This window comes from Fictibacillus sp. NRS-1165, from assembly GCF_050468105.1.
Classification (GTDB): domain Bacteria; phylum Bacillota; class Bacilli; order Bacillales; family Fictibacillaceae; genus Fictibacillus_C; species Fictibacillus_C terrinigri.
In genome coordinates this window covers 161,754-188,724 of sequence record NZ_JBDPNU010000012.1, presented here as the reverse complement: position 1 = coordinate 188,724, position 26,971 = coordinate 161,754, and the positions used below count along the sequence as shown (strand labels likewise).

Here is a 26,971-nt window from a genome sequence, read left to right as displayed (position 1 = left end):
CTTCACCTCTCATTAAAATTTTTTATCAATAAAAAGTCCAACAAAATCGAGCATGGAGGCATACATGTCCAGAAACTTCTTCGACGGAATCTCTCGGACGATTTCCTTTGTATTGTCATCAATAACCTGCACATAATAATCGTTTAATTTTTCGTGGAGAACAAATTTCGATGATGTATGAGTGGGCAGAAGTAAATCGTTCACTCCACTAATCATTTTTTCTAAATCTTTTTTAGCTACTTTTTCTGACTGTACTATTGATTCAGACTGCTTGTTTTCTTTATTAACAGTTTTCCGGTCATTATTAGCAAAAATATTGGTAATCGTTGATAGCGTGCCTTGAACTTCCACTGATAAAAGCCCTCCTGCATACCGTAAATTCAGTTATTACTAATATCGGTTACTTATTAGAACTTTTAATGATTTCCAGTAATAACTGGACTAATCTACCATCGAATTATAAAATATAAATAGGAACATTTATTCGCATAAGTGTTGAAGGAGGATAAATTATGGAGGAATTCTTAAAGCGAGATATAATGCTTGATTTCTTCACTAGCTTTAGGCTAACAATGTTCACCCGTTTTGCAGATTATTTTATTTCTACTCGTTCTTCGAGTAGTTCCAATTGTTTGATAGACTTAGCGTATAATCATGAATTTCTCCTCCTAAAATAGAAATAGCCCTAACTCCTTCAAGGAATTAGGGCTCATATAGGCTTATACATAGTAATAATATATTCTTATTTTCACATTTATTACCTACTGGATAATTTCAAATTCATCCATCAGAAGACTGATTATTACATTTTGTAACAAATTTTGAAATTTAGCAATCTTACCGAGGGATTTCCTTATTTACCAAGCGTTCTTCGCCATCAGATAGTAATCTTTCAAACAATTTGTAAGAAAGAATACTTGTAATCATAGGGGAATATCCTTCCCCTTCAGAAGGTATTTGGAATAAACCAAGCTTATGTTTTTTGTCCTTTTCTATTTCCATAAAATTCTTTATAGTCTCAGGGTCAACATGGAAAGCAGTTTTATCGCGAATATATTTTAGTACCTCACGTTTTATAGCATTTGCTTCTTCCGAGAAAAGATAATCCCAATCATTTTTTGTAGACTTGTCCCAAGTCTCGTTTTTACTTATAACACCTGAGTGAACTGAACTATGGAACAAGTGTATTGCTTCCCCAAGTGAGGCATGACACATTGCAATTCCAATGATTTTTTCGTTTTCTTGTAGAGAATCACTTTTAAACCATTTTCTAAAGGTCGCTGAAAACTGTACACTGCCTAATATTTGTAGAGTCACAACTTGTTTTTTATTTTTCGGGTCAAACTGTTCACTAATGTATAGACTTGATTCCAATTGAATCCTCTCCCTCCAGAGCTAAATGAATGGGACTTTAAAACAAAAAAGCATAAGACCCCAAATAAACTAGGGTCCTATGCTTTGTTAAATTAACGAAGAAGTTGAAGAACTCCTTGTGGTTGCTGGTTCGCTTGCTTTGCGACTGTATCTTTCGATTACAGAATAGACTATATCTTCACCCTTACATTGTTGTAAGGGGCTGGGCACTTCGAACAGCGTTTGCTGCCCTACGAGATTCATAGCCATAGCTTTCGCATTAGACCGTGTTCTCTAGTCGTTGAACCTTCTCCAGCGTTTCCGCCCAGAGCTTGGCTGCTGATTATCCATTGTTTCATCCTCATCATTTTCATACCTTCACGCTGACCGTTTCCAGTTACGTTGTGGTTGGTGAAGCTTTAGGAAGTTCCAGCAATTCACCCAGTTATCCTCTAGCTCGTTACCAAGCTAGACGCCCTCTAATCATTATCTCAAGAGTTGTAAAACTCCTTGAGGCATTTGATTCGATTGAGCCAACATTGCTTGTGCTGCTTGAGACAGAATAGAATTCTTAGTTTGGTTCATCATTTCTTTCGCCATGTCTACGTCTCTGATACGTGATTCAGCTGCTGTCAAATTCTCTGAAGATGTGCTTAGGTTGTTGATAGTGTGTTCTAAGCGGTTTTGGTTTGCACCAAGTTTAGAACGTTCAGCAGAAACCTTATCAATTGCTGATTGAATAGTTGTTACAGTTGCTGCAGCATCATCATGTGTTAAAACGCTAAGAGTTGTTCTGTAGTTGTGCTACTTGTACCGTCTGTAACAGCTAATTTAGCATTAGATGTACCTGTTGTTGAAATACCTAAAGCTACTGCTCTCATATCTGAGATATCTAATGTTAAGCTTTGGTTTTCGTTTGCTCCAATTTGGAACTGAAGTGAAGCCCCAGCATCAGCCCCACCCGTAACTGCTACAGATGATTGATTTGTGGCAGTTGCTACAGCTGTTCCACCAACAGTAATAGTTTGAGTAATACCTTCAGCTTCTAATGCATCGTTGATAGCTCTTTCCACATCAGCTGCCGCAGAAAAGGCACCTGTTGTATCTGTATCATTAAAGTCACCACTGACAGTGATAGTTTTGTTTGTAGTGTCGATAACCGCTGCTTCAGCAGTGCCATCAGCTACAGTACCTGTTTTAAAAGTATATCCTTCTAGAGCTCCACCAGTAGTGTCAAATGTTAATCCACCAACTGACACTTGACCAGCAGCTACAGCAGAAGTAGTAGAATCTTTACTACCATTGAGTAATTTTTGGGTATTAAACTCAGTAGTATTACCAATACGGTTAATTTCGGATGTCATTTGGTTAATTTCTTTTTGGATTTCTTCACGGTCAGAAGTAGTGTTTGTATCATTACCAGCTTGTACCGCTAATTCACGCATACGTTGAAGAATATCATGAGTTTCATTAAGAGCACCTTCAGCTGTTTGAACTAAAGAGATTGCATCTTGAGAGTTTTTAGATGCTTGATCTAAACCACGTACCTGCCCACGCATTTTTTCAGAAATTGCAAGCCCTGCAGCATCATCTCCCGCTTTGTTAATACGAAGTCCAGAAGATAATTTCTCCATTGATTTAGATTGTGCTTCAGAAGCACCATTCAATTGACGGTAAGTATTAAGCGCCGCGATGTTGTGATTAATTCTCATTATTTATTTCCTCCTTGAAATGTTTCCCGCCCACATCCTTGTGGTTGGTCATGTTATCAAACAAAAAAGACGATTGCGGCCGTCAATCCTCTTGATTGTTTGCTCACCACTAATATCGTCTATCGAATGGGAATGTTTATAGTAAAATACTACTTATTTAATGTTTTTAATTGATCCATAAGGTTAATAGAAGTATTAGCAGCCTCACTGTTTTCCTCTTTAATGGACAGATAGATTTCCTTGCGGTGAATTTCCACCTGCTTTGGTGCATTAATCCCGAGCTTTACCTGGTCACCTTCAATCCCAAGAATGGTGATCTCAATATCATCACCAATCTGGATCGCTTCTTTTATCCTGCGAGTGAGTACAAGCATCTCTAAACACCCCGCTTTTCTTCTACTGAGGCGAAAATAAGATGTCTTGACGTATACTTTTTATCAATCAATACCACTTGTTTACCAAGACTTTCTACTTTATTAATGATGACTGGCGCCTGCAAGTTGGCTGTCGATTGTTTCAGGTCTTCACGCAATGTAACAATAACCTGCACAAACACATCCTTCTGCTCTTTTATTGCTAATCCATTAACTACAGATTCAGGCAATGTAAAATCATATCCAGGAAAATATGTAAACGGATCTGCCGTTACAAATGCAAGCCCCGATGTAGATACAGATTGCATCACAGAAAACGGAGTATCTTCGAACGGAAGGATAACAAATCCCCTCTCTTCTTCAAATCCCGGAATTCCGTGTTCAAACGTTATGACATCCTCTTTTTCAACTTCTATATCACCATGAAATTTAGTTTTCAGTTCCATGTTTCACCACTTTACTTTTTTTGGTCAATCTCCTGGCCTGTCACATCAATTATTAAAGAAGGCCATTGCTTCATATCAATTTGCACCTTACCAGGTTTATAGCCGTGAATAGGTTTGTTTATCCTTGATTCAATGATCGGCCTGTTAACCTGCCAGTCAATATTAACTTTAGGAGGTTCATAGTTTGTTTTTACACTAAAAGGAGACGGAACAAACCCAATGTTGAATTCCAGCATCGGATCTTCTCCATTTTCCTTCGCCTGATCAGCAATGGGCTGGCCGCCGTTCTCAATCCTCATCAATTCATCGCCTTGCTCAGCCATTCTGGACAGTCCATCCAGCCAGTCGCTGTATCCTCTTTGTGCGAACTCCTCAATCCTCTTCGATATGGGCTTTAAGTCCATGTCTGCCCAGGCCTGTGACTGGGCAATCGTAAGCGTTCCAGGTGTTGTTTCAATGCTCAGATCGGCTTTTGGCTGCTGGATTTCAAGATCTGCCGGCTGCTGTTCGAACTCCTGAACAGGCTGTGTGGTGGTAATTCCGATTTGCCCTTTGGTTGATTCCATTCTAAGCTGAGGAACACTCATTTTAATTCCCCCTAAAAAAGAGAGAGCTATCACATAGATAGCTCCTACTTAGCGTAAAAAGTCCAATAATGATGGCTGAATAATGCGGGAGCCAACACCCATTGCCGCCCGAAGAACGCTTTCCTGTGATTTCATGTCAGTGATCACACGTTCCACATCAGCATCTTCATTGTCAGAAAGGATGCGGTTTGCGATCACTTCCAGCTCATCCACCCGGTCTTCCATTAGTTCCAGACGATTGTTCTTCGCACCCAGTTCAGCTCTCTCTGCAACAATTTTATTAATATGACCATCGAGCAACCCTAGGAAGTTACCAAATTCTTTCGTATAGCCTCCAGGAGTGCTTTGAGAGTCCAGTGCCTTTTCCAATGCGGATAGATCACTGAACAATCCATCTCCAGGATTCGTACCGGTTGTAAAAATCTCTGAACCTTTCACATTGACACCAAGCTGGATGCCTTTGGAGAGTTCAATTTTCACATCGTTGCTGTTGGTCGAGACTTTTGTCACTTCTCAATTTGTCAACGTAACCTGTGCATTCGTCGTATCATTCCCGTTAAAGATATATTTTCCTGCAACCTGGGTGTTCGCAATGGTAACTAAATGCTCTTTCAGCTGCTTGATTTCCTCACCTATTGCCGCTTTCTGGTTTTCTTCATACGTTCCATTGGAAGCCTGGACCGTTAGTTCACGAATACGCTGTAAAGCACTCGTTGCTTTATCAAGAGCATCATCTGAGCTTTCCACCCAGTTGTATGCTTCTCCAAAATTGCGCTTGAACTGTTCTACTTCAGCCAGGTTTGTACGATAGGCCATCCCTTTCATCGCGACAACCGGATCTTGAGATGGCCTCGTAATCTTCTTTCCGGTGGCAAGCTGATCCTGGTATTCACCCATCTTGGCATAGCTGCTGCTTAGGTTACGCAGCATGTTTCCTGACAGCATGCTTTGTGTTACACGCATAAAAAGTCACCTACCTTCCTACCATACCCATTCCATTAATAATTTTATCGAGCATCTGATCGACCATTGTGATCATTCGGGCAGACGCATTGTATGCATGCTGAAACTGAATCATATTGGTCATCTCTTCATCCAATGAGACTCCGCTCACCGATGGGCGCCGCTGATCGACGGAATCCGCGAGAGTATCCGAGTTCGCGCTCATTCGGTTCGCCTGCTGGGCATCAACCGCCATCTTTCCGATCGCTGCCTCATACTTTGATTTTAGATTGGTGCTATCTTTTACACCTGCTAGATTTAATGCATTGCTTCCATCTCCAGCTGCTTTGCTTGTAGCCGCCGCGATGTTTTTTAGGTCATCCGTAATTTCTGAGGACACTTTAAGGAGCTTGGCTGCACCTTTTGCAGGAGTTGTACCATCACTTTTCACTTGATCATTTGCTGGTGTAGAAGGATTATCAAGAGCAAAGAAGTCGTATGGCGTTTGAGTTCCAGTGGTGCTATTAATATCGTTCAAACTCCATCCTTTACTGTGCACATCGTTAAATGCCTTCGCAAAATCAAGAGCTAGATTATCCAGCTGATCGAGCATAGCCGGATAATCATTATTATAAGCTGAAGTCATTCCCTCAAGCTTGCCTCCGACAGCAGTTGATGCCAGTGCGGTTCCACCCAAAGAAAAGCCGGAAATATTACGTTGCTCTCGTCTGCAGACAGGCTTTTAAAAGAAAGCGGACTGCTGTTTCCATCTACTAACGTACCTAATGATGCTCCAGATGCATCTGTAATCTCAATCGTGTACTTCCCTTCAGCGATCGGGGAAGCTGTAGTACTGCTCGAAGTCTTCGTCACCTTCACATTAACGAGCTGGGAAAGACGGTCCACCAGCTGGTCTCTTTCATCATACAGATCGTTCGGAAGATAGCCGTGCGGTTCTATCTCACTGATCTGCTGGTTAATGTTATTAATCTGTTCCGCGATCGAGTTGATCTCTTTAACGGAGATATCCACTTGACTCTTGATGTCATCACGAATGGTTGATAGCGAGGTTGATAGATAGTTAAAGGTCTCTGCTACAGCTACCCCGCGCTGGCGCACAACCGAACGGGCACCATCGTCTTCAGGATTGACTGCGAGATCCTGCAGGGATTGCCAGAACTGATCGAGGGTCTTGGACAAGCCGTTGTCACTAGGCTCGTTCATGATATCTTCCATTTTTTCAAGTGCTTCGCTTCTGGCTCCCCAGTAACCGGATTTCGTGTTCTCTCCGCGGAACTGCACGTCCAGGAAGCTTTCCCTCACACGCTGAATCGAACCAGCCTCCACTCCAGTCCCCATCTGCCCCGGAATTTGCGGGCGGTTCATGGCTGGTGCAGGGTAAGACTCGGTCTGGGTGAAGTTTACACGCTGGCGCGAGTATCCGGGTGTGTTGGCATTGGCGATGTTCTGCCCGGTCACTTGCAGGGCATATTGCTGGGTTGTCATCCCGCGGCGGGCGGACTCCAACCCATGAAACGTTGATACCATGAATGTTCCTCCGTTCTAGGCTTTTGAATCAAACAGAGAAAAGCTCCCTGCTCCCGCGTATTCCTTTGCATGCGGTCGGCTGTACGTTACTTTTTCAGGCTCCGGCATGAACATGTTCAGTGACATATTCACAAACTGCAGAGACTGATGGATCAGCTGCTGGTTCAGTTCGTTGCGTTCCTTCAAAAGCATATATTCTTTTGAAAGTTCATATTGAAGTGCTTCAAGCTGTTCCTTTTCACTTGGTCCAGCCTGATCAATCAATTGTGGCATCGTGAGAGTGCTTGTTCCATTACGCATTTCTTCAAGCTCCATCAAGGTCTTCACATACTCATTCTCTTTAAGCATCAAAGCATCGAGCACCTTTACATCACCTGTTTTTAAGATCGCTGTTTTCTGTTCGGCGATGCTGTTGAGCTCCCGGTGGACGTGGAGCAGCTCGTTTAATAAAGATGTCATGTCCGTGAGTGCCATGAGATCCTCCTAGTTCCAGAACTGGTAGAACTTCCAGGCGATCTCTCTTGAGTCTGGCTGATACTGTCCGGAATTGATCTGGATTTTAATTTCATGTATTTTATCCTGGCGGCTTGCTGGAAATTGCTGTGATGATTGAAGATCTTTTGCTTCAGCTGAGATTTGGATTTCGTCGCTCTGCTTCATCTTTTCCTCGTTCTTTATGGAATATTGTTGGTTCTGTTTCATGTAGGGGTTAATATTGACGTGATTAAAGCTATTGATCTTCATAGGATTCACCTCTTTTTCGCAGGATCACTCCTGCGTTTCCTATTTCTTATATCGGTTTAAAATATAAACACTGAAGCTGTTCATATAAAAATAGGACTTTCGATTAATCAGTATAGTAAGACCTTCCTAGATCAACCAGCTTTTTTTTCGCTTCAAATTCATCGGTTTTCAGATCACCCATGATCTTCTTTTTACAGGAGCTGCACAGTCTTCCGTCCTGGGTCGGCCCTTCACAGGTTTCACATGGATAATAAAAATTCGGAAACCCGACCACACGGATTCTTCCCTGGCGGATGAACTTCGTGATCTTCTCTTCATCCACCCCGGTGTGCTGACGAACATCAAACAGGGTGGCTTGACGGTTCTCCCGCTTCCTCATGTATTGAAACACTTTTTCAAACATCTGCTCTTCTTCCTTAAAGCATGTATCACATACTGGACGAAGGTGCTCAACATATAAGTTTCCACAGCTTGGGCAATTTTTCAATTCTCCCATTCCGATATCACTCCTCTAATATCTCTACCGTAATTATCGGAAGCTGCTTCAACTAGTTTAATGAGGCATAAAAATTTTCAGCGAGCCAGTGTGAGTGAGGCAATACTCCCAGCCCCCGCCTCCTTCAAGACGATAGCCGCCTGTCGGATCGTCGCTCCGGTCGTGTACACATCATCCACAAGGACAATACTCTTTCCTTTAACGAGCTCTTCATCAACGCCCAACATGAAAATCCTTTCTCTCATTTCCAGCCGCTCTCTCCTTGACTTTTTACTCTGTTTCTTTTCATGCAATACCCGATTCACGGCATGCACCACTTCCACACCCAACAATCCTGCCAGCAGCTGTGCCTGGTTAAATCCCCGCTCGTAGTGCCGTTCGAGGCTTAACGGCACCGGAACGGCGACACACCCCTTAAATTCTTGCCGATAAACGCCTTTTAACTCCTGCCTAAACCCATTCACAAGCTCCGCATCACCCCTGTATTTCAGACGGCTGATCAGCTCCTTCAAAAAATCATTGTAGACATACAATGACCGGTTCTTAGCGAGAATCCCTCGCCATTTGTCGTCTTCTTCCCACCTTAAACAGTCGTTACAGCGATTTTCCTGTCGATATTTCTCGGGAAATAAAGAAAAAGAGCGGCCGCAAATCTCACATACTTCTCCTTGAATTCTCTCGAAAGAAGAACTGCACACCTCACAAAAGTGCACTTCACCAGCCAGCCCTAGAACAGAACGCCAATTGACAGGATCATAGAACCCCTTATCACAATACAGACAATAATTCATAGTTCCGCCTCCTTGTTCATCCCCTCAATATGCCTTTTAGCATCGACCATTGCATTCGTCCTCCCATAATGAAAAAACAAGACATCGCCTGCTGGATCGTCCTTGCTTCGTCCAGATCGGCCGGCGATCTGCACGAGAGCACTTTCCGTGAAGATATCCTCTTCCGCACGGAGCACGGCTACATCCGTAAAGGGAACGGTTACCCCGCGCTCAAGGATAGTCGTCGTCACTACTATTGAAACCTCGCCCTTCCGAAACTTCATCACCTTCTCTTTACGCTCCGGATCCTCTGCATGTACACCTTCAATCCCTGGGAAACCGGCCTTCAATAGAGCCACCACCTGATGAAGAGCGGCAACGGACGGAACAAACAAAAATCCCTGCCTCTTTACCTCCAACTGATGGCTCACCCAGTCCACTACATTGCTTGGCAGCCTGCCTTTCTTCAGCCTTTTCTTCCAATTTCCGCACCAAACAAACCTTGGAACAGGCAGCGGAAACCCATGAAATCGAACGGGAATCCTTACATGTGCTAGATGACCAAGCGACGCACTTTTCTTCATCTTCCTGCTTGGTGTAGCACTCAGATATACGAGCAGGGCATTTCCCTTTTTCGCCTGATGAACTGCATATTCCAATGACTGATCATAGGAATACGGGAAGGCATCCACTTCATCATCGACCACAAGGTCAAACGCCTCTCGAAAGCGATACAGCTGGTGGGTTGTTGAAACAATCAACTGAGCTCCCTCCGACTTCTCTTCGCTTCCGCCATACAGACCTGCCAAAGTAACACCGGGAAACACTTTACGCAATCTTGGAAGCAGCTCCAGTACCACATCTGTCCTTGGAGTCGCCAAACAAACCCTCTGTCCAGCCTTCAGCGCTTTTTCCACTCCATGAAAAAGAACCTCTGTTTTTCCTGCACCGCATACCGCCCAGATCAGCAGCTCACCCTCATCACCAATCCGGGAAACCATTTGATCTGAAGCTTTCTTTTGAGCGGCCGACAAATCACCATCCCACTCAAGCGCTACGTCATCCACCCGCCAGTCCAACTGAGGTCCGCACCAGCGGACGAGAGGTGTACACCGGCTGATCCGCCCCATCACAAGGCACTTCCTGCAATAAACACATTCAGTCTCCTTACACCGAAAACAGGAGAAAGAAGCAAACAGCCGCGGCTTATCATTGCCACACCTTTTGCATAAAAACGAGCCTCCAACATCAACTGCTATTCCTTTTACATACGTTAAGCAGCCATGAAGGTAATGCTCATGAATCATATCCATCGGGTAGGGAAGTTCATCAAATGAGAGAAGCTTGCCTGATAAAAAGGCTTGAAGTTCAGGGGAAAAGGGGAGATGCCCGCAAAAATCAGGGGGATCAAGGACAGGAAGCTTGTAAAAGGGAACAGGGGCAGCACTGACATCCGGCGGCTTAATGGCCAGTGTTTTTCCATCAGCAAAAAAAGAGACGAACCTCATGGCGCCGTCTCCTGTTGATAAGGAAGTTTCATCTTTCATTCCTCCGTTTGGTTATTTAATTTTTCATCCAGGTGATGCCGATCGAGCCTTCACCAAGGTGGGTGCCGATGACAGGACCGAAGTAATCGATCGCGACGGTTGCATTTGGGTATCTTCCCTGAATGTCGGCTGCGATTTCTTTCGCCTCTTCTTCCCGCTGGGCATGGATCACACTCACTTGCAAACGCTCATCGGGTGTTACCGATTGTTCCATGAGCTGATGAATGCGTGCGATCGCTTTTTTCTTCGTGCGGATTTTTTCGAAAGGTACGATCTTTTTATCCTTAAAATGAAGAACAGGCTTGATCTGCAGAAGGTTTCCGACGAGAAGCTGAGCCGCGTTCATTCGGCCGCCGCGGTGAAGATGATTCAGATCATCTACCACGAAGTAGGCCGGAATGCCGCGTTCTTTGATACGGTTCAGTTCCTCCATGATTTCCTTTCCGTCCGCTCCCTCATTCGCCAACTCCACTGCTTTGTATGTGTAATAAGCCTGCGGAGAGCAGCTGATCTCGGAATCAAACACATGAAGCCGGATGCCTTCCACCATGTCTGCAACGCTTAGGGCGCTTTGATATGTACCGCTGATGCCGCTCGATAGGGTGATCATGATGGCTTCGTCATAATCCTGTGATAATCGTTCGAGTGTGTCAGCCAGTTCGCCGATGGACGGCTGTGATGTTTTAGGAAGGGCACCTCTCTTGCCGACCATCTCGTAAAAATCATCTTTGTTCAGTTCCACTTCTTCTTTATACGATTCATTGTCAAAAATAACGCTGAGCGGAATCATTACAATGTTTTTTTCGTTTCTGATATGTTCTGGAATATATGCCGTGCTGTCTGTCATTATCGCTACCTTGCTCATTGTAATTTCCTTTCCTGACAGTATTTCGTCCATTGTCTCATCTACGTTAGTAGTTTACACGAAACAGGCGCCGTTTTCATTAAAACGGCGCTTTCTTTTTCTATATTTACTTTCGCTAACCTTCATCCATTTCCTGCCTGAACCTTTTCCTCTTTATTCATCAGCTGGCAAAGAGCTAGAGCCCCATAGAGCGGTGATTGATCCTTTAAGCCGGCAAGAACCACCTCGGTAGGACACGGAACCAACTCTTCCAGCATGCTCTTTATTTTTCCAAGGAACCAGTTGCCCGATTGAGCGACTCCTCCGCCGATGACAACCATTTCAGGATTAAGAAGAGCAGCAGCGTTTATGATGGCGATCCCCATATGAAGAATGCCCTCCCGGATCGTACCCTGGGCGAGCTTGTCTCCTTCCTCCGCGAACTGAAACACATCAGCGGCTCTCAGTTGGTTGAGGTCTTCCTCGGACACTCCCCCCTCCAGCCGCTTTCCTTCCCGATAATGATGGGCGATAGCCACACCACCCATTTTGCTGCTTAAAAAGCCGTAGCCTTCCTTGATCGGAACAAACGAACCGGATGCTGCTTCTGGATCACTGATCATGTGGCCGACCTCACCTGATGCCCAGTTTGCTCCGCGATAGACCTTGCCATCAATCAGCAGGCCTGCCCCAATGCTTGTTCCAACCATGAACAGGAGGACATTTTTCTTTCCCTGTGCAGCTCCGTAATAGACTTCGCCCAGCAATCCGGCATTTACATCATTATCAATATGAACAGGCACACCCAGCCGTTCCTCCGCTTCTTTTTTCAGCGCATAATCCTTCCATTTCAAATTGGGGGCACGAAAAACAATGCCCTCCTCGGGATCGATCACGCCGGGTGCTGCGATTCCAGCCGAAACAATATCCCCCCAGCTTACGTTCTCTTCCTCTGCCATCTCCTTAGCTTGTTTCGCTAATTGTATAAGAACACCGGAATCCACAAATTCCTGTGTCGGAAATTCTCTGCTCCCTAGCATTGTGCCATCTGCTTTAAAAAGGGCAGTCTCCACGTTCGTTCCGCCAATATCTGCTGTCAAATAATATCCTTTTTCCATTCAGCCCACCACTCCTGTTTTTCTTACTTATTACCCCAGGCGGGATCGAAAAAAACAGGACTTGGGCCACAAGGCTGATACCATTTGCAAAGAAGGGCCAATGGACCCGGGAAAATATTTGCAAAAAATTGTGATTAAAAGAAGGAAAACGTCGAAATTGTAAGGAATTAGTAAATTATATTCATGTATAGGAGGTCCTTTCATACTATGCAGCATAATCTATATATCGTTGCTCTATCCGTCGTCGTTTCCGTCGTCTACTCTTTCGTTGCTTTAGATTTTGCCCGCAGAAGTAACCGGAAAACAAATCATTCCCGCCGCTTTTGGCTGTTCAGCGCTTCCCTGACGATGGGTATTGGGATTTGGGGTACGCATTTTGTCGGGATGATGTCGCTCAACATGTCCTTGACAGCCGCCAATCATATTTCCGCCATCAGCCAGTGCATGCTCATCGCTGTGGCGCCGGAGCGTACGGAGCCTTTTATTTTACCCAGTCCTTTCATAAAAAGAGCAGTGTCTTACTTTCTTTTTCCTTCATGGGGTCCTGTATCATTGCCCTTCATTATTTCGGTATGAAAACGGCGGCAATGAACTCAAGTCTTCACTATGACGTTCTTGTATCCAGCCTCGCTGCTGCAGCTGCCTATCTATTTTCAGGCATCGCTCTCTACCGACAGTTTTCTGTTCCCCATCCCTCATCATTCAACCAGGTCATCAACAGTCTGTTCTTGGCTGCGTCTTTGACCGGTCTTCACTATATCGGTGAAAAAGCGATGCTGATGAAGTCTCATCACCTTTTTCTTGCCATGCATGATCCAAGTCTCGGAAGCCTCTCTTTAATCGCCACAGCTATTGTGATCGTAGCCTCCTTGTTCATTACACTGCTGTATGTACTTGGAGCAATGAATGATCAGCAGTTGAAGCTGAAATCCTTGCAGCTGGATGAAAGTGAACAGCGCAACCATTCCCTGATCGCTCTGAATCCGGACGGCGTCTATATGATCGGTAAAGACAGAAGGTTCACAGGGGGCAATCATGCTTTGGAAAAGATCACCGGCTACTCTGCACATGAACTGGAAGGTACTCTCTATACCTCTCTCCTGGCCTCATCGGAAAAAGAAAAAACAGAAGAACTGTTTCAGCGGACCCTCGCCGGTGAACCGATCAAACGGGAGGTGCTCATCAAACATAAAAACGGGACTGTATTTGAAGCAGAGATCACGAACATCCCTTATTTCGTGAATCACAAACTGACCGGCATCATCGGTACGGTTAAGGATTTAACAGAAATGAGATGTATGGAGAGAAAGATCCATCAATCAGAAAAATTAGCCGTTGTCGGGGAGCTGGCTGCCGGGGTCGCCCATGAAATCCGAAATCCTCTTACCTCCCTTAAAGGGTTCACACAGATGTTTCTTGATCACCCCTCGATGTTCAACTTCAGAGAGTACTTACACATCATGCTGGAGGACATAGAATCGATCCAACGAGATTACCAATGAATTCATGGTGCTGGCCAAGCCGCACATGACGGTCACCACAGTGGTTGAGTTCCTTCCTTTGATCAACCAGGTCATCCGGCTTCTTACCGGACAGGCCAGCCTCAACAATGCACAGATCGATACTCAGTTTTGCATCGACAGAGCGACCGTTAAATGCGAAGAAAACCAGTTAAAGAAGGTTTTTGTCAATGTGATCAAGAACGCGATCGAAGCGATGCCGGGCGGCGGCAAGGTAACGATAACGGTTACATCAAATCCAAACAAAAATTTGCTGATTCAGATCAAGGACGAAGGTATGGGGATTGCCGATGGCGTGAACCAGCTCTTTCATCCTTTTTTCACGACAAAAGAGAACGGCAAGGGGCTTCGGCTTGATGGTCGCCCAAAAGATTTTGGACAACCATCAGGGGCATCTGCACTTCACGAGCACCGTTGGAGAAGGGACAATCGCCGAGATTTCGCTCCCGGCTGAAAGTGTGAAGGGGTTTCCAAGCCCTACCGCCAGTTAAGGAGCTGAAGGATAAAAAAGAGCCCGGCTCCATAAAGAACCGGGCATCTCAATCGTATTTATTTTACTTTTACCCAGCCGTTCTTGATGGCTTCAACCACAGCCTGGGTTCGGTCGTTCACGTTCATCTTTTGGAGAATGTTGCTGACATGGTTCTTAACCGTCTTCTCGGAGATGAACAAGTCTTCTCCAATTCCGCGGTTGCTTTTTCCATCAGCCAAGAGCTGCAATACTTCACATTCACGGCGGGTCAGAATATGAAGCGGTTTGCGATACTCCACTTCAGTAAGACCGATATTGTTCGGGTTGTTGGCATTGTTCTTCGTCGATGTTGATAAACGGCGGAACTCATTTAAAAGATTGTAAGTGATCTTCGGATGAAGGTACGCTCCGCCTTCTGCGACTACTTTTACAGCCTCGATCAAAGAATCAGCATCCATTTCCTTCAGCAGGTAGCCAGAAGCCCCCGTCTGGACGGCATGGGATACATACGTTTCATCATCATGGATGGAAAGGATGATCACTTTCGTTTCGGGAGCCTTTTCGACCAAACGGCGTGTTGCTTCCACACCGTTGATGTGCGGCATGTTGATATCCATCAGCACGACATCAGGATGATGCTCATTTACGATATCTTCAGCCTCAGAACCGTCATCTCCCTCGGCTACGACTGAAAATTCATCCTCCATATCCAGGATGCGCTTTACGCCCTCCCTGAACAATCGATGGTCATCAATAATTGCAATTCTTGTTTTATCCGGTGCCGCTGCACTGGATTCATAAACATTTAGACTTCTCATTCTGAACCCTCCCGCTCTCGTATAGGTATTTGAATATAAACGCCGGTTCCGATATTCAAGCGCGAGCTGATTTTCAGTGTGCCTTCAAGCAGTTCTACGCGCTCCCTCATTCCGATCAGCCCAAACGAATTGGTCTTCTGCGGAACACCTGCATCGAAACCTTTACCGTCATCTTTTACAAATAAGGATACATTGCGGTCCGTAAATTCGATCTTCACCGAGATATGTTTCGGATCGGCGTGTTTGCATGAATTCTGGACAGCTTCTTGAATCAATCGAAATAACGCTATTTCCATCTTCGTATGAAATCTCCGCTCATTTCCCATGGGTACGAGCTCGATTTCAATTCCGGTACTTTCCTGGACGTTGCGTAAGTATTTTTTTAATGTAGGGACGAGTCCAAGGTCATCGAGCGCCATCGGCCGGAGATCGTAAATAATTCTCCTGACTTCCCTTAAGGAGGCTCTGACCATCTCTCTTAAGTCTCTAATTTCAGTTACTGCAGCCTGTGTACCTTTTTCATTGAACACTTTTTCAACCAGCTCGGAGCGGATTAATACATTCGCCATGAGCTGGGCCGGACCATCATGAATTTCACGTGATACCCGGCGGCGTTCTTCCTCTTGAGCTTCAATGATCTGAAGGCCAAACTCCTGCTTTTGCTTGGCATCCTCCACAAGTTCATTAATCTTTAATAAATCTCCGCTTAAATAATTAAGGACGACCGAAATCTGCCCAACGAGCGATTCAGCTTTAGCCACCGTCTCTTTCAGAGCATTCAAGCGCCTTTCCAAATCGTTCCGTTTTTCGCGCAGCTGTTTCTCCGTCTGGCGGGCAATCGACATCTCGATCTGAATGGCATTTGCGCTTTCATAGGCCTCGCGAATATCGCCCTCACTGTACTTTTGAAAGTGTTTGCTTACCTGAGCCAGCTTTGACCTGGCGATCTTGGACCTTTCTTCAAGCAGGTCCGACCGGTCAATGGCTTCGAGCGCTTTTTCTTTGACATCTTCAAGCTCTTTCGCCAGCCGCAAAAATTCCTGCCGCGATTCCTCGCTGATATCAAACACTTGAGTCTGGCTTACTTTAACGGTATTGATGGTTTCTGTAAGAATGCCATCTAAAAGCTTTGGATCGATTTGTGTTTTAGCTGCCATCTTGTAAATATCCTCCAATTAAAACGATAAAGAAGAACAGACTTTAGTTCTAGAACCATCCTACCTAATTTGGACATGGGACTTTCTTACCATAAATCCAAATAAAAACATTTATTCCATAAATCATTCGTATGAAAAAGGAATTTTATGTCTATTCTGCAAAGAAATTTGTAGGAAAGTTGCTTGCGCCTTATAATGAAGGATAGCACTAAATCCCCTCAATTTGTAGCTTTTTTGGGATAATTTTTAAGTGAACTTTACATTTTTTCATTACCATTTATCTTACGATTTATTTAAATCCATTACTAAGGAGCACGCTGAAAATGTTATCCAACTATTTTACCGTCAAAGAAACCGGCGAGCATGAGATTGTCATCGAGCGGTCAAGGTTCATCGCTCATTTCGCAAGGGCAACGACTGAAGCTGAAGCGATGGAATTTATTCAAAGCATCAAAAAAACCCATCATGGCGCGACCCATAACTGTTCTGCCTATCTGATCGGGGAGCACGACCAGATTCAAAAAGCGAACGATGACGGAGAACCGAGCGGCACTGCTGGCGTTCCGATGCTCGAGGTTCTGAAAAAAAGAAGATTAAAAGATGTCGTCGTCGTAGTTACCCGCTATTTCGGCGGAATCAAACTTGGTGCAGGAGGATTGATACGCGCGTACGGAAAAAGCGTCAGCGAGGGTTTGAACGCCATCGGAGTGGTAGAACGCAAACTGATGCAAATTGTCCATACTAAGATTGACTATACACTTCTCGGCAAAGTCGAGAATGAGTTAAGATCCTCTCCATACATTATCAAAGAAATTAACTATCTTGAGCAGGTTGAAATTCTTACGTATGTTTCTGTGGAAGACGTACAAAACTTTAAAGAATATTTAATAAACCTCACAAATGCGCATGCTACAATAGAAGACGGTTCATTGGAATACTTGGAAGAAAAAATCTTGTAGTTCTATCCCCATTTATTTCAGAAAGTGTCGAAACCTATGGACTGTAGGGTTGAATTTATTGAGAGATCAATTAGGGAACTTTCCCGTTAAAGTGAGGAATAAAACATGAGCTATTATAATGAAGAGAGGCAGCCGACACGGCTTGTCAGAAGGAGAGTAAAAAAAAGAAAACGCCGTCCATTCCGGCGATTGATCCGCATGTTTCTTGTTCTCCTTGTGCTTTGTATGCTCGGTGGAGTCGCTTATGCCGGATACTTGGCCTACAAGGTGAAATCCACAGCGGATGAAAGCTACAAAGGCCTTGCCCATGGCAACAAATCCGATCTTCGCATGGATAAAGTCACAATGGGTAAAGACCCTGTTACGATCTTGCTGATGGGTGTCGAAAACTACAAAGGGTCACCAGGCCACTCTGATGCTCTGATGGTCCTAACCATTAATCCGGATACGAAAGAAGCGGCGATCGTCAGTATTCCACGGGATACAAGAACGTATTTGCCGGTAGAAGGCCGCAAAGACAAGATTGGCCACTCTTATGCATACGGCAAAGAAGGGCATAAAGAACAGGCAACGATTGATGCAGTTGAGCATTTCCTTAATGTACCGATCGATTATTATGTCCGTACCAACTTCCAAGGGTTTAAAGAGGTCGTTGATTCCGTCGGCGGAATTACCGTAGACGTGCCGTTCGACTTCTCTCAGAAAAACCTGAAAGGCAAGAAGATCTACTTCCACAAAGGAAAAATGGATCTGAACGGCGATGAAGCTCTTACGTACGTTCAGATGCGTAAACAGGATAAACGCGGGGATTTCGGCCGCCAGGAGCGCCAGCAGCAAGCGATGAAAGCCGTAGCTGACAAAGCGCTGTCCATCAAGTCGATTTCAAGGGCGGACAACCTGTTGAACTCTGTAGGAAATAACGTTCAAACGAATATTTCACTCAAAGAATTGTTCGGTATGAGGAACTTCTACAAACAAATTCAAAGCAAAGAGCTTGAACGCATGAACATTGGGGGACAAGATGAGTACATCAACGGTGTTTACTACTTCAGCCCTGATGAGCAAGTCGTTCAAAAAGTAACCGATCGAATTAAAGAGATCCTCGATTATAAAGGCAATGGCTCCTCTTCCGCTGACGGCAGCAGCGATAGCCATGGGACAGGAGAATAAGAAAGTAGAAAACCCGCCAGATTTGGCGGGTTTTTTTGTGTTTTTTGCTTGTTTATTAGAGTTTTATCTTATGAAAATGATTGGTTTTGTGAGTAATAAATGAATTTCCGTGAGTAATTCGTGTCGAACCGTGAGTAAATTAAGGATTTCCGTGAATAATGTCCCATTGCTGGTCCCTGATCAAGGAAGGAAAAAAGTACGTTTCCCCTTCATTTAAGACTCTCATCCCCTTATTAAACCGCTTTCAACCCTTTTCCCAGGGAAAAGAGAATAAGATAGTAGAAACTCGCCAGGTGCTAATTTACAACCTGAAGGAGGGAAGACATCAAAGCGTGGGCATCTGCATCCAATTTCCTTATTGCCTCCTTCGATACATACTGTTGGGAGTCTCTCTGATTGAGATGATTGATAAACTTCTGCATATAGCTGCCTGACAATTTGTATAGTCCTTTTTCATAAAACAACTGTGCGCTGCTCAAATCTTGTTCAAGTGCGCTTTTTAACTTACCATTCAAGTCTCCAGATTGAAAGAAATCGTCAACACTCTTGTTCATCTCGTTAAAATCCGAGGTTAGATCTTTCCCCAGCAGCTCAAGTTCAGCAAGTGAGGTGCTGCCGCCGCCGTTGTTTTCCGTAATTTCAAGCTTGTTGTACATGTATTGGCCAGGCTGTTTGACGGAAAATGCCCGTGTTTGAAGACGCCATGTGAAATGCTCGTTTTCCTTCTTATCCAGCTCCACCCAGCGTTTTCCGTCCACGGATCCCTTTAAGACCCAGCTCTTTGGATCCGAACGCTGCGGATCGGAGTCACCGGATGAACCAGCGGCTGACGTCATGGAATACATCTGCACTGTTTTTGCATTTTTGAAATGATACTGTATGGCTGGCCGCTTACTGTTCAGATTTTCGGCGGTAGTCGACGTGTTATCAAATAAAGCCTCTACTTTTCCCCCTTGTGCTTCACTGGCTTCTCCCGCTTGATGGTCTGTGAGGTCGCCCATGGGTTTTGGCTGCAGGGAGGATCCATCTGTCGAGTCCTGTGTAATGGAAGCTGGGGCATCCTTTTTACCTCTTCCCCATTTCGAAGGCTTAGGGCCCATATCAAAGTCCAGTCTTGCGCCCTTTGCCAGGTCTGAGTGAAGAATAAACGTTTTGCTGTAGCTTTTTCCATTAACCTTCAAGCCCTGAACATATTTATTCTTTTTACTGTTTTTAGGAGCATGGATGACAATTTTCTTCCCATTTTCCAATTGAATTGTTGCTTTTTTGAAAAGTGGAGCTCCGATGGCATATTCCGGACTTCCCATCTTTAAAGGATAAAAGCCCAATGCACTGAAGATCTGCCATGCTGACATCTCTCCGTTGTCTTCGTCACCAGCATAGCCCTGCCCGATTTCACTTCCGATGTAGAGGCGGTCAAGAGCCTCTCTCACCTTCTCCTGTGTTTTCCAAGGCTGGCCTGCATAATTATACATGTACATAATGTGATGGGAAGGCTGGTTGCTGTGTCCATACATGCCCATGCGCACATCTCTAGCTTCTCTCATCTCATGTATGACGCCACCATATTTACCTGCATGCAGGGCTGTTTCTGGAGTGCTGAAAAAGTGATCCAGTTTTGCCGCCAGGCCTTTTTTACCTCCATACAGATTAGCAAGGCCCTGTCCGTCCTGCGGTGCATGGAATGCCATGTTCCACGCGTTCGTTTCGGTGTAGTCTCCGCCCCATTCTCTCGCGTCGAATTCCTCTCCGTTCGCCCGCCATTCACCCGAAGGTGCTCTGCCGATAAAGAATTTCTTATCACGATTGAACAGATTGACATAGTTTTGGGATCGATTTAAATAATACTTGGCATCTGTTTTATATTGAAGCTTAGCTGCGTCGTTTTTACCGGCGGTTTCACTCAGCGACTTTGCGAGATTGGCAATGCCATAGTCATTGATGTAACCGTCCATGGACCAGGACAGTCCCTCTCCGGTAGCTGTATTGGTATACCCGTCAAAGATGGACTTTGCAAGGCCTTTGCGCCCTGTTCCAGGATTGGGGCTGACGGTGGAAGCATTTTTTATGGCGGATTGGTAGAAGCTTTTAACGTCGAAGTTGTGAACACCTTTTAGATAGGCATCAGCAAATGCTACATCTGAACTCGTTCCAACCATCAAGTTCGCATAGCCTGGTGATGACCATCTGGAAACTCATCCTCCATCACGGTACTGCTGAACGAAACCATCAATCATCTCGCCCGCCTTTGTAGGTGTGAATAAAGAATACGCTGGCCAAGTGGTGCGGTACGTGTCCCAGAACCCATTGTTGACGTACGTTTTGCCATCCACGATTTTTGCTCCTGTTTGAACAGGCGAGCTTTCTCTGACTGGCGGAGAAAACAGGCTCGCATACTGATAATGAGGTTCTTTTATCGTTCCAGTATTTTCAAAGCCGGAGTTCGGATATAAAAACAGCCGGTACATGTTAGAGTACAAAGTTACGAGCTGATCCTCACTCGCCCCTTCTACCTCAATTTTGTTCAGAAGGCTATCCCATTTTTTCTGTGCTTTTTGTTTTATGGAATCGAAAGTGTCCTCCTGGTTAATTTCCTGTTCAAGATTTTTCCTGGCCTGCTCCACAGAGATGAGGGACGTGGCCACTCTCATCGTAACGGCCTTTTGGTCTTTCGTATTAAAACGTACAAAAGCGGTGACCTTATCCCTTCCTTCGCCAGTCAGCATGCCGCTGTCCGTGATCGGCTGATCAAACTTCGCATAGACGAACATGCGCGAAGCACCTGCAGAAAGACCGCTTTTGACATCTGAATAGCCTTTGACCTCGCCTTTCTCTTTGTCGATCTGTATTCCCCCGTTGTTGTTCACATTGTCAAAAATCAGGCTGGAGCTGTCGCCTTGAAATATGAACCGCTGCAAGGCGGCATGATCGGTAGGTGTAATTTCCGTACGGATTCCATTGTCAAAGGTAACGCTGTAATAATGGGGTTTTGCCGTTTCATTGGAATGCTTAAACGGCAGTGCCCTGGCCTTTCGATCAGCGTCCGGTTTTTCTTTCGCAGAATCGGATGGCATGACCTGAAAGGTTTGGCGGTCGCCCATCCACGGACTTGGCTCATGGCTGATCGAGAATGCCTGAATCTCCGGCTGATTATTTGCATTATTGTTCTGGTTATAGCTATACAGCCAGCTTGTGGAACCTGCATCAGTTACAGGCGTCCAGAAATTAAAGCCATGCGGAACAGCGATTGCCGGAAAGTTGTTTCCTCTTGAGAACGTACTGTTGGACTGTGTGCCCCGCAAAATATTGACATAATCTGAACGATGATCGTAAGCTTTGCGCACCGGCGTTCCATCAATTTTGATATCGTCGACAGAACCTTTAAAAACGGCTGGGCCTTTCGGGTTATCGTAAGCAATGAGTATTCGTTTGATCGTTTTCCCGGCAGCTGCAGCCCCAATATTAGAATGCTTGTAGTTCCACTGATTCATATAAAGGGTTTTAGATTTACCTTGTGCTTGGGGGCTTACCTGGATTCCATACTGATCGTATGCCTGGAGATCATGAAGATAGGTGCCGTCCGAGAAAGCCAGGTCTACGGCCGCATATGAGCTCGAATAGTCATTTTGGTCACTGTCTGTAAACTCGGGATGTATGTAGTAGGAGAGCTCGGTTTTCCGGTTCACTTTAATGTTTACATCTACTATTTTATTGTAGGAATACGCTCTGTCTTTCGGAAGATGCGTTCCTGAATAGGTTATGGCTTTTGTCCCCGTCCAGCCGGCCTTCGTTTTTGCGGTATACGAAGTTGAAGGGCCATTTCCTGGCTCGGACTTCATATCGGCAGGCTGCGGTGCGGGTACGTCAATCCCGTTGGATAGGGCGATCTCAGCAATTTGTGTGAGGTTTTCTCCGGAGTTTTTCAAAATATTGATGCGGTAGTAGAGGTATTTGGTTTGGTTCTCAAACGACTAGAGTTTGCGTTCAAAGCGCTTTGGAAAATCCTCATTCGTTCTCGTATCGAGAGCAGTCCAGCTTTTTCCGTCGTTGGAACCGGCGAGCTGCCAGTCTTTCGGGTCCCTGCCGTCATAATCGTTGGCAGATGTTAAAGCATACTTAACAACGGCTTCCGGTTCTGACAGCTTAAGCTCAATCCATCCTGTTGGCTCAAATGCGAGCCATTTTGTGTTCACGTCTCTGTCAGTCAATTTCTCTACAATCTCATTGGGCGGGTTTTCCGCGCTCACCGTCACCTTTTCCACTTTATGAGTGATGTCGCCCTGGATGCCTTCATACCGAATGTTTCCATCGATTCCAGAAGACATTTTACGGCCTTCTGCATCGGTTTCCACTGTATTTTCCTAGGAAGGCTGAGGCTGGTTCTGCTCAAATGAGGTATAGAAGTCCTCGACACCCTTCTCTTTCGTATGGGTTAGTGCGTTCACAGGCTGACTGACAGGGAGGGTGAGAATCGATGTAAGGAATATTGTGGACGTGAATACAGAAAGCATTCTTTTCTTATTGTTCAAAACGTTACCCCTCCAAGTGATTTTGACCGCTTGCGATATCATAACAGCTAAATAAAGTACACCTCCTTTGTTTAGTGGGATTTAAAGCTTAGTGACTGATAAAGCCTGTCCGCCAAAAAACGTGTGATAGGCGGCGTCATTCCTGTGGAAGCGTTTACATATACTTATAGTATAAAAATGATTTCTTGTTTAAAGAGACAGGATTTTCTGCACTTTTTTATGATTTCCTGTATTTTTTTAAGATAAGAAAAAGGTGCCTGGCACCGGCTTTTGACATGTGTCAAAAACGGGTGCCTGGCACCTAAAATGGTTTCGTTCATTAATCCTTGTCTGGACTGTTGACCTGCATCGTGCCGATGAACTTCTTGTAGAGGAAGAGCACCGGTCGGTATTTATGATGCACGAGGCCGATGATCTCGGCGATCACCTCAAGCATCAGCAGCAGGCCGATGACGATGACCACTGAGCCCCACAATGTGCTGGATTCAAACACTACAGCAGCGACGCTGAATACGATGCTGAGCCCGTAGATCACAAGAACGGTCTTTCGGTGGGACAGGCCCAGGTTGATCAACCGGTGATGCAGATGCCCTTTATCCGGCGCAGAGATCGGCTTTTTGTTGGCCATTCTGCGGATGATGGCAAAGGACGTATCGAATACCGGCACACCAAGGATGATGATCGGTACGACAAAGCTGAACAGCGTAACGCTTTTGTACAGTCCAAGCAGCGACAGGATCGAGATGGAGTACCCCAGGAAGAGTGATCCTGTATCGCCCATAAAGATTTTTGCCGGATTAAAGTTGTACATCAGGAAGCCTGCCGTAGAAGCTGCGATCACAAGGGCAAGGGAAAGGATCATCATGTTTCCGTTTAACCCCGCCATGATCGCGATCGTCACCATGACGATAACCGACACGCCGGCGGCCAGGCCATCAAGGCCGTCAATCAGATTGATGGCGTTCGTGATGGCGATGATCCAGAAAATTGTCGTGATGTATGCCCATGGACCTAAATGAAATGTACCAACAAAAGGTATGGTGAGCAATTCAATGGTTAGGCCTGTAGATGCGACAAGAAGAGCGGCCAGGATCTGGCCGGCAAGCTTAACTCTTGCACTTAATTCGTACTTATCGTCAATCATTCCGATCAATACGATAAGCACTGCACCTACAATAATCCCGGTTAGCTGCATTTCATACAGGCCCGAGACAAAATATCCGACAACAACGCCAAGGAAGATGCCGACTCCACCCCAGCGAGGCATTATTTTTTGATGCACTTTTCGTTGATTCGGTTTGTCGGTCACATTCAGGCGGACCGCCAGCTTAATGATAAAAGGCATGGCGACCACTACAACCGCGAACGACACAACCGCAGCAATGATCAATTGAATATTCATGTTATCCCTCTTTTTCCAACTCTTCAATGGATTTAAGCAAGGGTCCTCCTGCTTATGTTGCCCAACAACGCCCCATGAAAATTCGCATTCAATCTCTTCAGAATTATATCTCGAAACTTTGATAAACAAAAGTAAAACTATGCTTATCCGCTGTGAATCCAAAAATCCATTCCCCATCATTGCAGTTCATCTCTTCTCATTACCACCAAATGAGAGGGTTGAAGCTACTTTTTAAAAATTTCCGGAAGCAGCAGGATGGAGGCACTCAGCATGAGCCCTACCAACAGCCCGAGCACAGCCTTCCTTTTTGGATTATCGCCGGCCATTTCTGCCGTGTCTACCTTTTCAAGCAGCTTTGGTTCTTTTATTTTCATCGCTCTTGTTTTAAGGTCAAATAAATATTCTTCCTTCTTGATCGTTCCTTCACCGGTGACTTCAGTTCCTTCCACTTTCTTGATCTGATCCTCCAGTGTGGTTTTCCATTGCTCAGTCTGGTGATTGCCTTCGGTCATGAACGCCTTCACCACTGACTTCAATTGTGACTTCGCCTTCCCTTTATTCTCATCCGCCAGGGTCAGCGTGATAATCGTATCCGTTTCTGGAGCGACTTGCAGCTTTTCTTTCATCGCCTTTTCTTCATCCTTGTTCAGGCCTTTAATAGAACTTAAAAACTCATCACTCGCCAGGTATTCTTTCGCACTTTCCGGCGTATTCAGCATGGAGTTTTCTGCTTGCCCCAGTTTTATTTTGGCGGACGCCTGTGCAGAGCTCGGCGCTTTTGCTGCCATAAAGTAGGCGATGACTGTTGTTAGAACAGGAATCAGCAGCAATAGGATGAATAACTTTTTAAATCGGTGCAAGATGCTTTCTGTAATTTCTTTCATTTGCTTGTCCATACACTTACTCCCTTACTTCGTTGGTCGATATTTAGCCCCGTTTTGTTTCACTCTCCAGAAATTAATGTAGCTTATGGAGAATGCGAAAAGCAGCCAGAGGTAGTTTAGCGAGATCTGTGAGCTTGGGCTGATGCAGGAAAGCGAGAAAGCAATCATGCCGCCAAGCAGTCCTTCACTGATTATTTTTTCATAGAGGGTACCCGATTGTCTGAAGATGCGGAATAGCTGCAGGATGACCCATACATATAGAAAGACATAACCGGCAAAAATAACAGCTCCATAGTTGACGAGAATCTCGATCCACCAGTTATGGACGTTGATGATTCCCTTCGTCGGAAATTCTGCATAATGCATGAGATAGTACTTAGAGTTCCCAGAACCGATGCCGAACCCAAAGCTTTTTTCGAAAAAGAGCAATCCGTTCTTAATAAGGTTGGAACGGATATCGACTGAGGCGATCTCGGTTTGTGAGCCGCTGGACATCAAGCTGTGCAGCATGCCCTCCACCTTTCCGATGGCAGCTGCAAATTTTTCTTTAAACATAAAAATTCCGGCAGCCAGCCCGATGAATCCGAGGACAACGAGCACTCTTTTTGCTTTTTTGTTCGTTAAGAAGACAAACCAGAAGGCGAGACCTAAGGGGATCGCGATAAAGTTTGCCCTCGACGAGGTAAAAATCATCACATAGAGCGAGAGCAGCATGAGTGCGGCTCCCGCAGCCTTCATCAGCCAGGACCTCGTGCGATGAACAAACGCTAAAACAAGAAAGAAGCTGACCGAAATAAAGCTGGCAAAATCATTCTCGTTGACAAAAACGGATGTGGGAATTCCTTTTTGATATTCCGCCACTTTATTGATTCTGGAGATGGCAAGATGTTGATGTGTGACATGGTTCCAAAGGCCGATCACGGTCAGAACGGCGAACATGACTATCCAAATCCAGTACACATACTTGAACTCCTCTTCCTTTTTCATGAGAAAGACCATAAAAAAGATGAGGGAGATACCGATGATCAAGAAGATCAGATCAACGGCTCCCATGGAAAACGAGCGGCTCCAGCTCAGAGAGAAGAGAGCATAAAGCATCCAGAACAGATGAAAGTACAGCACTGGTTTGACTCTTACCTGCTCCCACTGCAGGACGTCCCTTCTGAATAACGCGAGATAAAGAACAGCAGGCACCATCAGAACGTACACCATGCGATACGGAAACATCGAAATGGGACCTGCAGGAATGTTCATAATCCCTGCGCCCAGAAACGAGGAAAAAATCAACATGTAGAGCAGTAAATTCATAAATGGGATCTGCTGGACCACCGGTTTGATGGCGATAAAAACCGCGATTATGGCCACATAACCGATAAGTCCTGCTGCCAGCAGCACCGGCGACTGGACAGGCACTCTGTCGATGAGCCAGTTGCCGGTAACGGCCGCAAAGCATAAGGCTAAAAAGATTTGTGTGATTTTTGATTGTAAGATGGTTCGCAGATCAGGCATGTACTCCCCTCCCTTCGCCTTTCCTCCAAAGATGCAAGTTCATCGCTGTTTTCAAGGGAAACATGGAGAA

General features: G+C 45.2%; 25 protein-coding genes and 5 pseudogenes. 6 read left to right on the top strand and 24 right to left on the bottom strand.

Going from position 1 to position 26,971, the window contains the following annotated elements:
* Positions 1 to 12: 12 nt before the first annotated feature.
* The 15 genes and pseudogenes from flaG to ABHN01_RS04485 all read right to left on the bottom strand — a co-directional run bounded on the left by flaG (position 13) and on the right by ABHN01_RS04485 (position 12,481).
* Positions 13 to 351, bottom strand: a complete 339-nt coding sequence (flaG, locus tag ABHN01_RS04555; RefSeq protein WP_429874557.1) for a flagellar protein FlaG — start codon at positions 349 to 351, stop codon at positions 13 to 15.
* Positions 352 to 837: 486 nt separating this feature from the next.
* A complete protein-coding gene (locus tag ABHN01_RS04550) occupies positions 838 to 1,374 on the bottom strand; it encodes a hypothetical protein (RefSeq protein ID WP_429874556.1) in 537 nt (178 codons plus the stop codon).
* A 465-nt stretch (positions 1,375 to 1,839) separates the two neighbouring features.
* A pseudogene (locus ABHN01_RS04545) lies at positions 1,840 to 3,065 on the bottom strand (flagellin).
* 149 nt (positions 3,066 to 3,214) lie between these two features.
* Positions 3,215 to 3,439 (bottom strand): carbon storage regulator CsrA, encoded by a 225-nt coding sequence (csrA, locus tag ABHN01_RS04540; RefSeq protein ID WP_290398171.1) that lies wholly within the window; start codon positions 3,437 to 3,439, stop codon positions 3,215 to 3,217.
* A gap of 2 nt (positions 3,440 to 3,441) precedes the next feature.
* Positions 3,442 to 3,885: a flagellar assembly protein FliW gene (gene fliW / locus ABHN01_RS04535; protein ID WP_429874555.1), complete on the bottom strand. Its 444-nt coding sequence runs from the start codon at positions 3,883 to 3,885 to the stop codon at positions 3,442 to 3,444.
* Between the two features lie 11 nt (positions 3,886 to 3,896).
* The gene (locus ABHN01_RS04530; RefSeq protein ID WP_429874554.1) at positions 3,897 to 4,472 is read right to left on the bottom strand and encodes a DUF6470 family protein; all 576 of its coding nucleotides are present in this window, start codon (positions 4,470 to 4,472) and stop codon (positions 3,897 to 3,899) included.
* Between the two features lie 48 nt (positions 4,473 to 4,520).
* A pseudogene (gene flgL, locus ABHN01_RS04525) lies at positions 4,521 to 5,435 on the bottom strand (flagellar hook-associated protein FlgL).
* Positions 5,436 to 5,445: 10 nt separating this feature from the next.
* Positions 5,446 to 6,962 (bottom strand): annotated as a pseudogene (gene flgK, locus ABHN01_RS04520) (flagellar hook-associated protein FlgK).
* A 15-nt stretch (positions 6,963 to 6,977) separates the two neighbouring features.
* Positions 6,978 to 7,436, bottom strand: a complete 459-nt coding sequence (locus ABHN01_RS04515) for a flagellar protein FlgN (RefSeq protein ID WP_429874553.1) — start codon at positions 7,434 to 7,436, stop codon at positions 6,978 to 6,980.
* Positions 7,437 to 7,445: 9 nt separating this feature from the next.
* Positions 7,446 to 7,706 carry a flagellar biosynthesis anti-sigma factor FlgM gene (gene flgM, locus ABHN01_RS04510; protein WP_429874552.1) on the bottom strand — a complete coding sequence of 87 codons (261 nt, stop codon included), beginning with the start codon at positions 7,704 to 7,706 and terminating at the stop codon, positions 7,446 to 7,448.
* A 103-nt stretch (positions 7,707 to 7,809) separates the two neighbouring features.
* The gene (locus ABHN01_RS04505) at positions 7,810 to 8,202 is read right to left on the bottom strand and encodes a TIGR03826 family flagellar region protein (protein WP_429874551.1); all 393 of its coding nucleotides are present in this window, start codon (positions 8,200 to 8,202) and stop codon (positions 7,810 to 7,812) included.
* A 77-nt stretch (positions 8,203 to 8,279) separates the two neighbouring features.
* Positions 8,280 to 8,993, bottom strand: a complete 714-nt coding sequence (locus ABHN01_RS04500; protein WP_429874550.1) for a ComF family protein — start codon at positions 8,991 to 8,993, stop codon at positions 8,280 to 8,282.
* Positions 8,990 to 10,519 (bottom strand): DEAD/DEAH box helicase, encoded by a 1,530-nt coding sequence (locus ABHN01_RS04495; RefSeq protein WP_429874549.1) that lies wholly within the window; start codon positions 10,517 to 10,519, stop codon positions 8,990 to 8,992. Before ABHN01_RS04495 ends, ABHN01_RS04500 begins: the two co-directional genes overlap by 4 nt.
* Positions 10,520 to 10,535: 16 nt before the next feature.
* Entirely contained in the window at positions 10,536 to 11,384 is an 849-nt protein-coding gene (locus ABHN01_RS04490) for a DegV family protein (protein ID WP_429874548.1), read from the bottom strand.
* Positions 11,385 to 11,506: 122 nt separating this feature from the next.
* Positions 11,507 to 12,481 (bottom strand): ROK family protein, encoded by a 975-nt coding sequence (locus tag ABHN01_RS04485; protein ID WP_429874547.1) that lies wholly within the window; start codon positions 12,479 to 12,481, stop codon positions 11,507 to 11,509.
* Between the two features lie 207 nt (positions 12,482 to 12,688).
* Here ABHN01_RS04485 and ABHN01_RS04480 point away from each other — a divergent pair, with 207 nt between their 5' ends.
* The 4 genes and pseudogenes from ABHN01_RS04480 to ABHN01_RS04465 all read left to right on the top strand — a co-directional run bounded on the left by ABHN01_RS04480 (position 12,689) and on the right by ABHN01_RS04465 (position 14,492).
* Complete coding sequence (locus tag ABHN01_RS04480; protein WP_429874546.1) at positions 12,689 to 13,057, top strand: hypothetical protein; 369 nt, start codon at positions 12,689 to 12,691, stop codon at positions 13,055 to 13,057.
* A gap of 11 nt (positions 13,058 to 13,068) precedes the next feature.
* Entirely contained in the window at positions 13,069 to 13,983 is a 915-nt protein-coding gene (locus tag ABHN01_RS04475; protein ID WP_429874545.1) for a PAS domain S-box protein, read from the top strand.
* Positions 13,984 to 13,987: 4 nt separating this feature from the next.
* Positions 13,988 to 14,344: pseudogene (locus ABHN01_RS04470) on the top strand (ATP-binding protein); the annotation flags it as partial.
* Positions 14,345 to 14,357: 13 nt separating this feature from the next.
* Positions 14,358 to 14,492 (top strand): hypothetical protein, encoded by a 135-nt coding sequence (locus ABHN01_RS04465; protein ID WP_429874544.1) that lies wholly within the window; start codon positions 14,358 to 14,360, stop codon positions 14,490 to 14,492.
* Between the two features lie 58 nt (positions 14,493 to 14,550).
* Here the strand turns inward: ABHN01_RS04465 and ABHN01_RS04460 are convergent, their stop codons facing one another.
* Together ABHN01_RS04460 and ABHN01_RS04455 are read right to left on the bottom strand one after the other, a co-directional pair.
* On the bottom strand, positions 14,551 to 15,291 hold the full coding sequence (locus tag ABHN01_RS04460) for a response regulator (protein WP_290398158.1): 741 nt from the start codon (positions 15,289 to 15,291) through the stop codon (positions 14,551 to 14,553).
* Positions 15,288 to 16,448, bottom strand: coding sequence for a sensor histidine kinase (locus ABHN01_RS04455; protein WP_429874543.1), 1,161 nt, complete (start codon positions 16,446 to 16,448; stop codon positions 15,288 to 15,290). The genes ABHN01_RS04460 and ABHN01_RS04455 overlap by 4 nt, the downstream gene beginning before the upstream one ends.
* Before the next feature lie 323 nt (positions 16,449 to 16,771).
* Here ABHN01_RS04455 and ABHN01_RS04450 point away from each other — a divergent pair, with 323 nt between their 5' ends.
* Positions 16,772 to 17,407, top strand: a complete 636-nt coding sequence (locus ABHN01_RS04450) for a YigZ family protein (RefSeq protein ID WP_429874542.1) — start codon at positions 16,772 to 16,774, stop codon at positions 17,405 to 17,407.
* A 105-nt stretch (positions 17,408 to 17,512) separates the two neighbouring features.
* A complete protein-coding gene (locus tag ABHN01_RS04445) occupies positions 17,513 to 18,577 on the top strand; it encodes an LCP family protein (protein ID WP_429874541.1) in 1,065 nt (354 codons plus the stop codon).
* Between the two features lie 296 nt (positions 18,578 to 18,873).
* Here ABHN01_RS04445 and ABHN01_RS04440 read toward each other — a convergent pair whose 3' ends face one another.
* From ABHN01_RS04440 to ABHN01_RS04410, 7 genes and pseudogenes are all read right to left on the bottom strand, one after another.
* Positions 18,874 to 19,131, bottom strand: coding sequence for an FIMAH domain-containing protein (locus ABHN01_RS04440; RefSeq protein WP_429874610.1), 258 nt, complete (start codon positions 19,129 to 19,131; stop codon positions 18,874 to 18,876).
* A gap of 540 nt (positions 19,132 to 19,671) precedes the next feature.
* A pseudogene (locus ABHN01_RS04435) lies at positions 19,672 to 22,068 on the bottom strand (GH92 family glycosyl hydrolase); the annotation flags it as partial.
* A 480-nt stretch (positions 22,069 to 22,548) separates the two neighbouring features.
* Positions 22,549 to 22,929, bottom strand: a complete 381-nt coding sequence (locus tag ABHN01_RS04430; RefSeq protein ID WP_429874540.1) for a discoidin domain-containing protein — start codon at positions 22,927 to 22,929, stop codon at positions 22,549 to 22,551.
* A gap of 9 nt (positions 22,930 to 22,938) precedes the next feature.
* Positions 22,939 to 23,106, bottom strand: a complete 168-nt coding sequence (locus ABHN01_RS04425) for a hypothetical protein (RefSeq protein ID WP_429874539.1) — start codon at positions 23,104 to 23,106, stop codon at positions 22,939 to 22,941.
* A gap of 319 nt (positions 23,107 to 23,425) precedes the next feature.
* Positions 23,426 to 24,508, bottom strand: coding sequence for a glycosyltransferase family 4 protein (locus ABHN01_RS04420; protein ID WP_429874538.1), 1,083 nt, complete (start codon positions 24,506 to 24,508; stop codon positions 23,426 to 23,428).
* A 224-nt stretch (positions 24,509 to 24,732) separates the two neighbouring features.
* On the bottom strand, positions 24,733 to 25,404 hold the full coding sequence (locus tag ABHN01_RS04415) for a hypothetical protein (protein ID WP_429874537.1): 672 nt from the start codon (positions 25,402 to 25,404) through the stop codon (positions 24,733 to 24,735).
* Positions 25,405 to 25,416: 12 nt separating this feature from the next.
* Positions 25,417 to 26,901, bottom strand: coding sequence for an O-antigen ligase family protein (locus ABHN01_RS04410; RefSeq protein ID WP_429874536.1), 1,485 nt, complete (start codon positions 26,899 to 26,901; stop codon positions 25,417 to 25,419).
* Positions 26,902 to 26,971 lie beyond the last annotated feature (70 nt).

What these genes read in the sequence shown, in the direction of transcription:
- csrA (WP_290398171.1), bottom strand. Translation starts at nt 3,439, where the DNA reads ATGCTTGTACTCACTCGCAGGATAAAAGAAGCGATCCAGATTGGTGAT.
- fliW (WP_429874555.1), bottom strand. Translation starts at nt 3,885, where the DNA reads ATGGAACTGAAAACTAAATTTCATGGTGATATAGAAGTTGAAAAAGAG.
- ABHN01_RS04530 (WP_429874554.1), bottom strand. Translation starts at nt 4,472, where the DNA reads ATGAGTGTTCCTCAGCTTAGAATGGAATCAACCAAAGGGCAAATCGGA.
- ABHN01_RS04515 (WP_429874553.1), bottom strand. Translation starts at nt 7,436, where the DNA reads ATGGCACTCACGGACATGACATCTTTATTAAACGAGCTGCTCCACGTC.
- flgM (WP_429874552.1), bottom strand. Translation starts at nt 7,706, where the DNA reads ATGAAGATCAATAGCTTTAATCACGTCAATATTAACCCCTACATGAAA.
- ABHN01_RS04505 (WP_429874551.1), bottom strand. Translation starts at nt 8,202, where the DNA reads ATGGGAGAATTGAAAAATTGCCCAAGCTGTGGAAACTTATATGTTGAG.
- ABHN01_RS04500 (WP_429874550.1), bottom strand. Translation starts at nt 8,993, where the DNA reads ATGAATTATTGTCTGTATTGTGATAAGGGGTTCTATGATCCTGTCAAT.
- ABHN01_RS04495 (WP_429874549.1), bottom strand. Translation starts at nt 10,519, where the DNA reads ATGAAAGATGAAACTTCCTTATCAACAGGAGACGGCGCCATGAGGTTC.
- ABHN01_RS04490 (WP_429874548.1), bottom strand. Translation starts at nt 11,384, where the DNA reads ATGAGCAAGGTAGCGATAATGACAGACAGCACGGCATATATTCCAGAA.
- ABHN01_RS04485 (WP_429874547.1), bottom strand. Translation starts at nt 12,481, where the DNA reads ATGGAAAAAGGATATTATTTGACAGCAGATATTGGCGGAACGAACGTG.
- ABHN01_RS04480 (WP_429874546.1), top strand. Translation starts at nt 12,689, where the DNA reads ATGCAGCATAATCTATATATCGTTGCTCTATCCGTCGTCGTTTCCGTC.
- ABHN01_RS04475 (WP_429874545.1), top strand. Translation starts at nt 13,069, where the DNA reads ATGAACTCAAGTCTTCACTATGACGTTCTTGTATCCAGCCTCGCTGCT.
- ABHN01_RS04465 (WP_429874544.1), top strand. Translation starts at nt 14,358, where the DNA reads ATGGTCGCCCAAAAGATTTTGGACAACCATCAGGGGCATCTGCACTTC.
- ABHN01_RS04460 (WP_290398158.1), bottom strand. Translation starts at nt 15,291, where the DNA reads ATGAGAAGTCTAAATGTTTATGAATCCAGTGCAGCGGCACCGGATAAA.
- ABHN01_RS04455 (WP_429874543.1), bottom strand. Translation starts at nt 16,448, where the DNA reads ATGGCAGCTAAAACACAAATCGATCCAAAGCTTTTAGATGGCATTCTT.
- ABHN01_RS04450 (WP_429874542.1), top strand. Translation starts at nt 16,772, where the DNA reads ATGTTATCCAACTATTTTACCGTCAAAGAAACCGGCGAGCATGAGATT.
- ABHN01_RS04445 (WP_429874541.1), top strand. Translation starts at nt 17,513, where the DNA reads ATGAGCTATTATAATGAAGAGAGGCAGCCGACACGGCTTGTCAGAAGG.
- ABHN01_RS04440 (WP_429874610.1), bottom strand. Translation starts at nt 19,131, where the DNA reads ATGAACAAGAGTGTTGACGATTTCTTTCAATCTGGAGACTTGAATGGT.
- ABHN01_RS04420 (WP_429874538.1), bottom strand. Translation starts at nt 24,508, where the DNA reads ATGAATATTCAATTGATCATTGCTGCGGTTGTGTCGTTCGCGGTTGTA.
- ABHN01_RS04415 (WP_429874537.1), bottom strand. Translation starts at nt 25,404, where the DNA reads ATGGACAAGCAAATGAAAGAAATTACAGAAAGCATCTTGCACCGATTT.
- ABHN01_RS04410 (WP_429874536.1), bottom strand. Translation starts at nt 26,901, where the DNA reads ATGCCTGATCTGCGAACCATCTTACAATCAAAAATCACACAAATCTTT.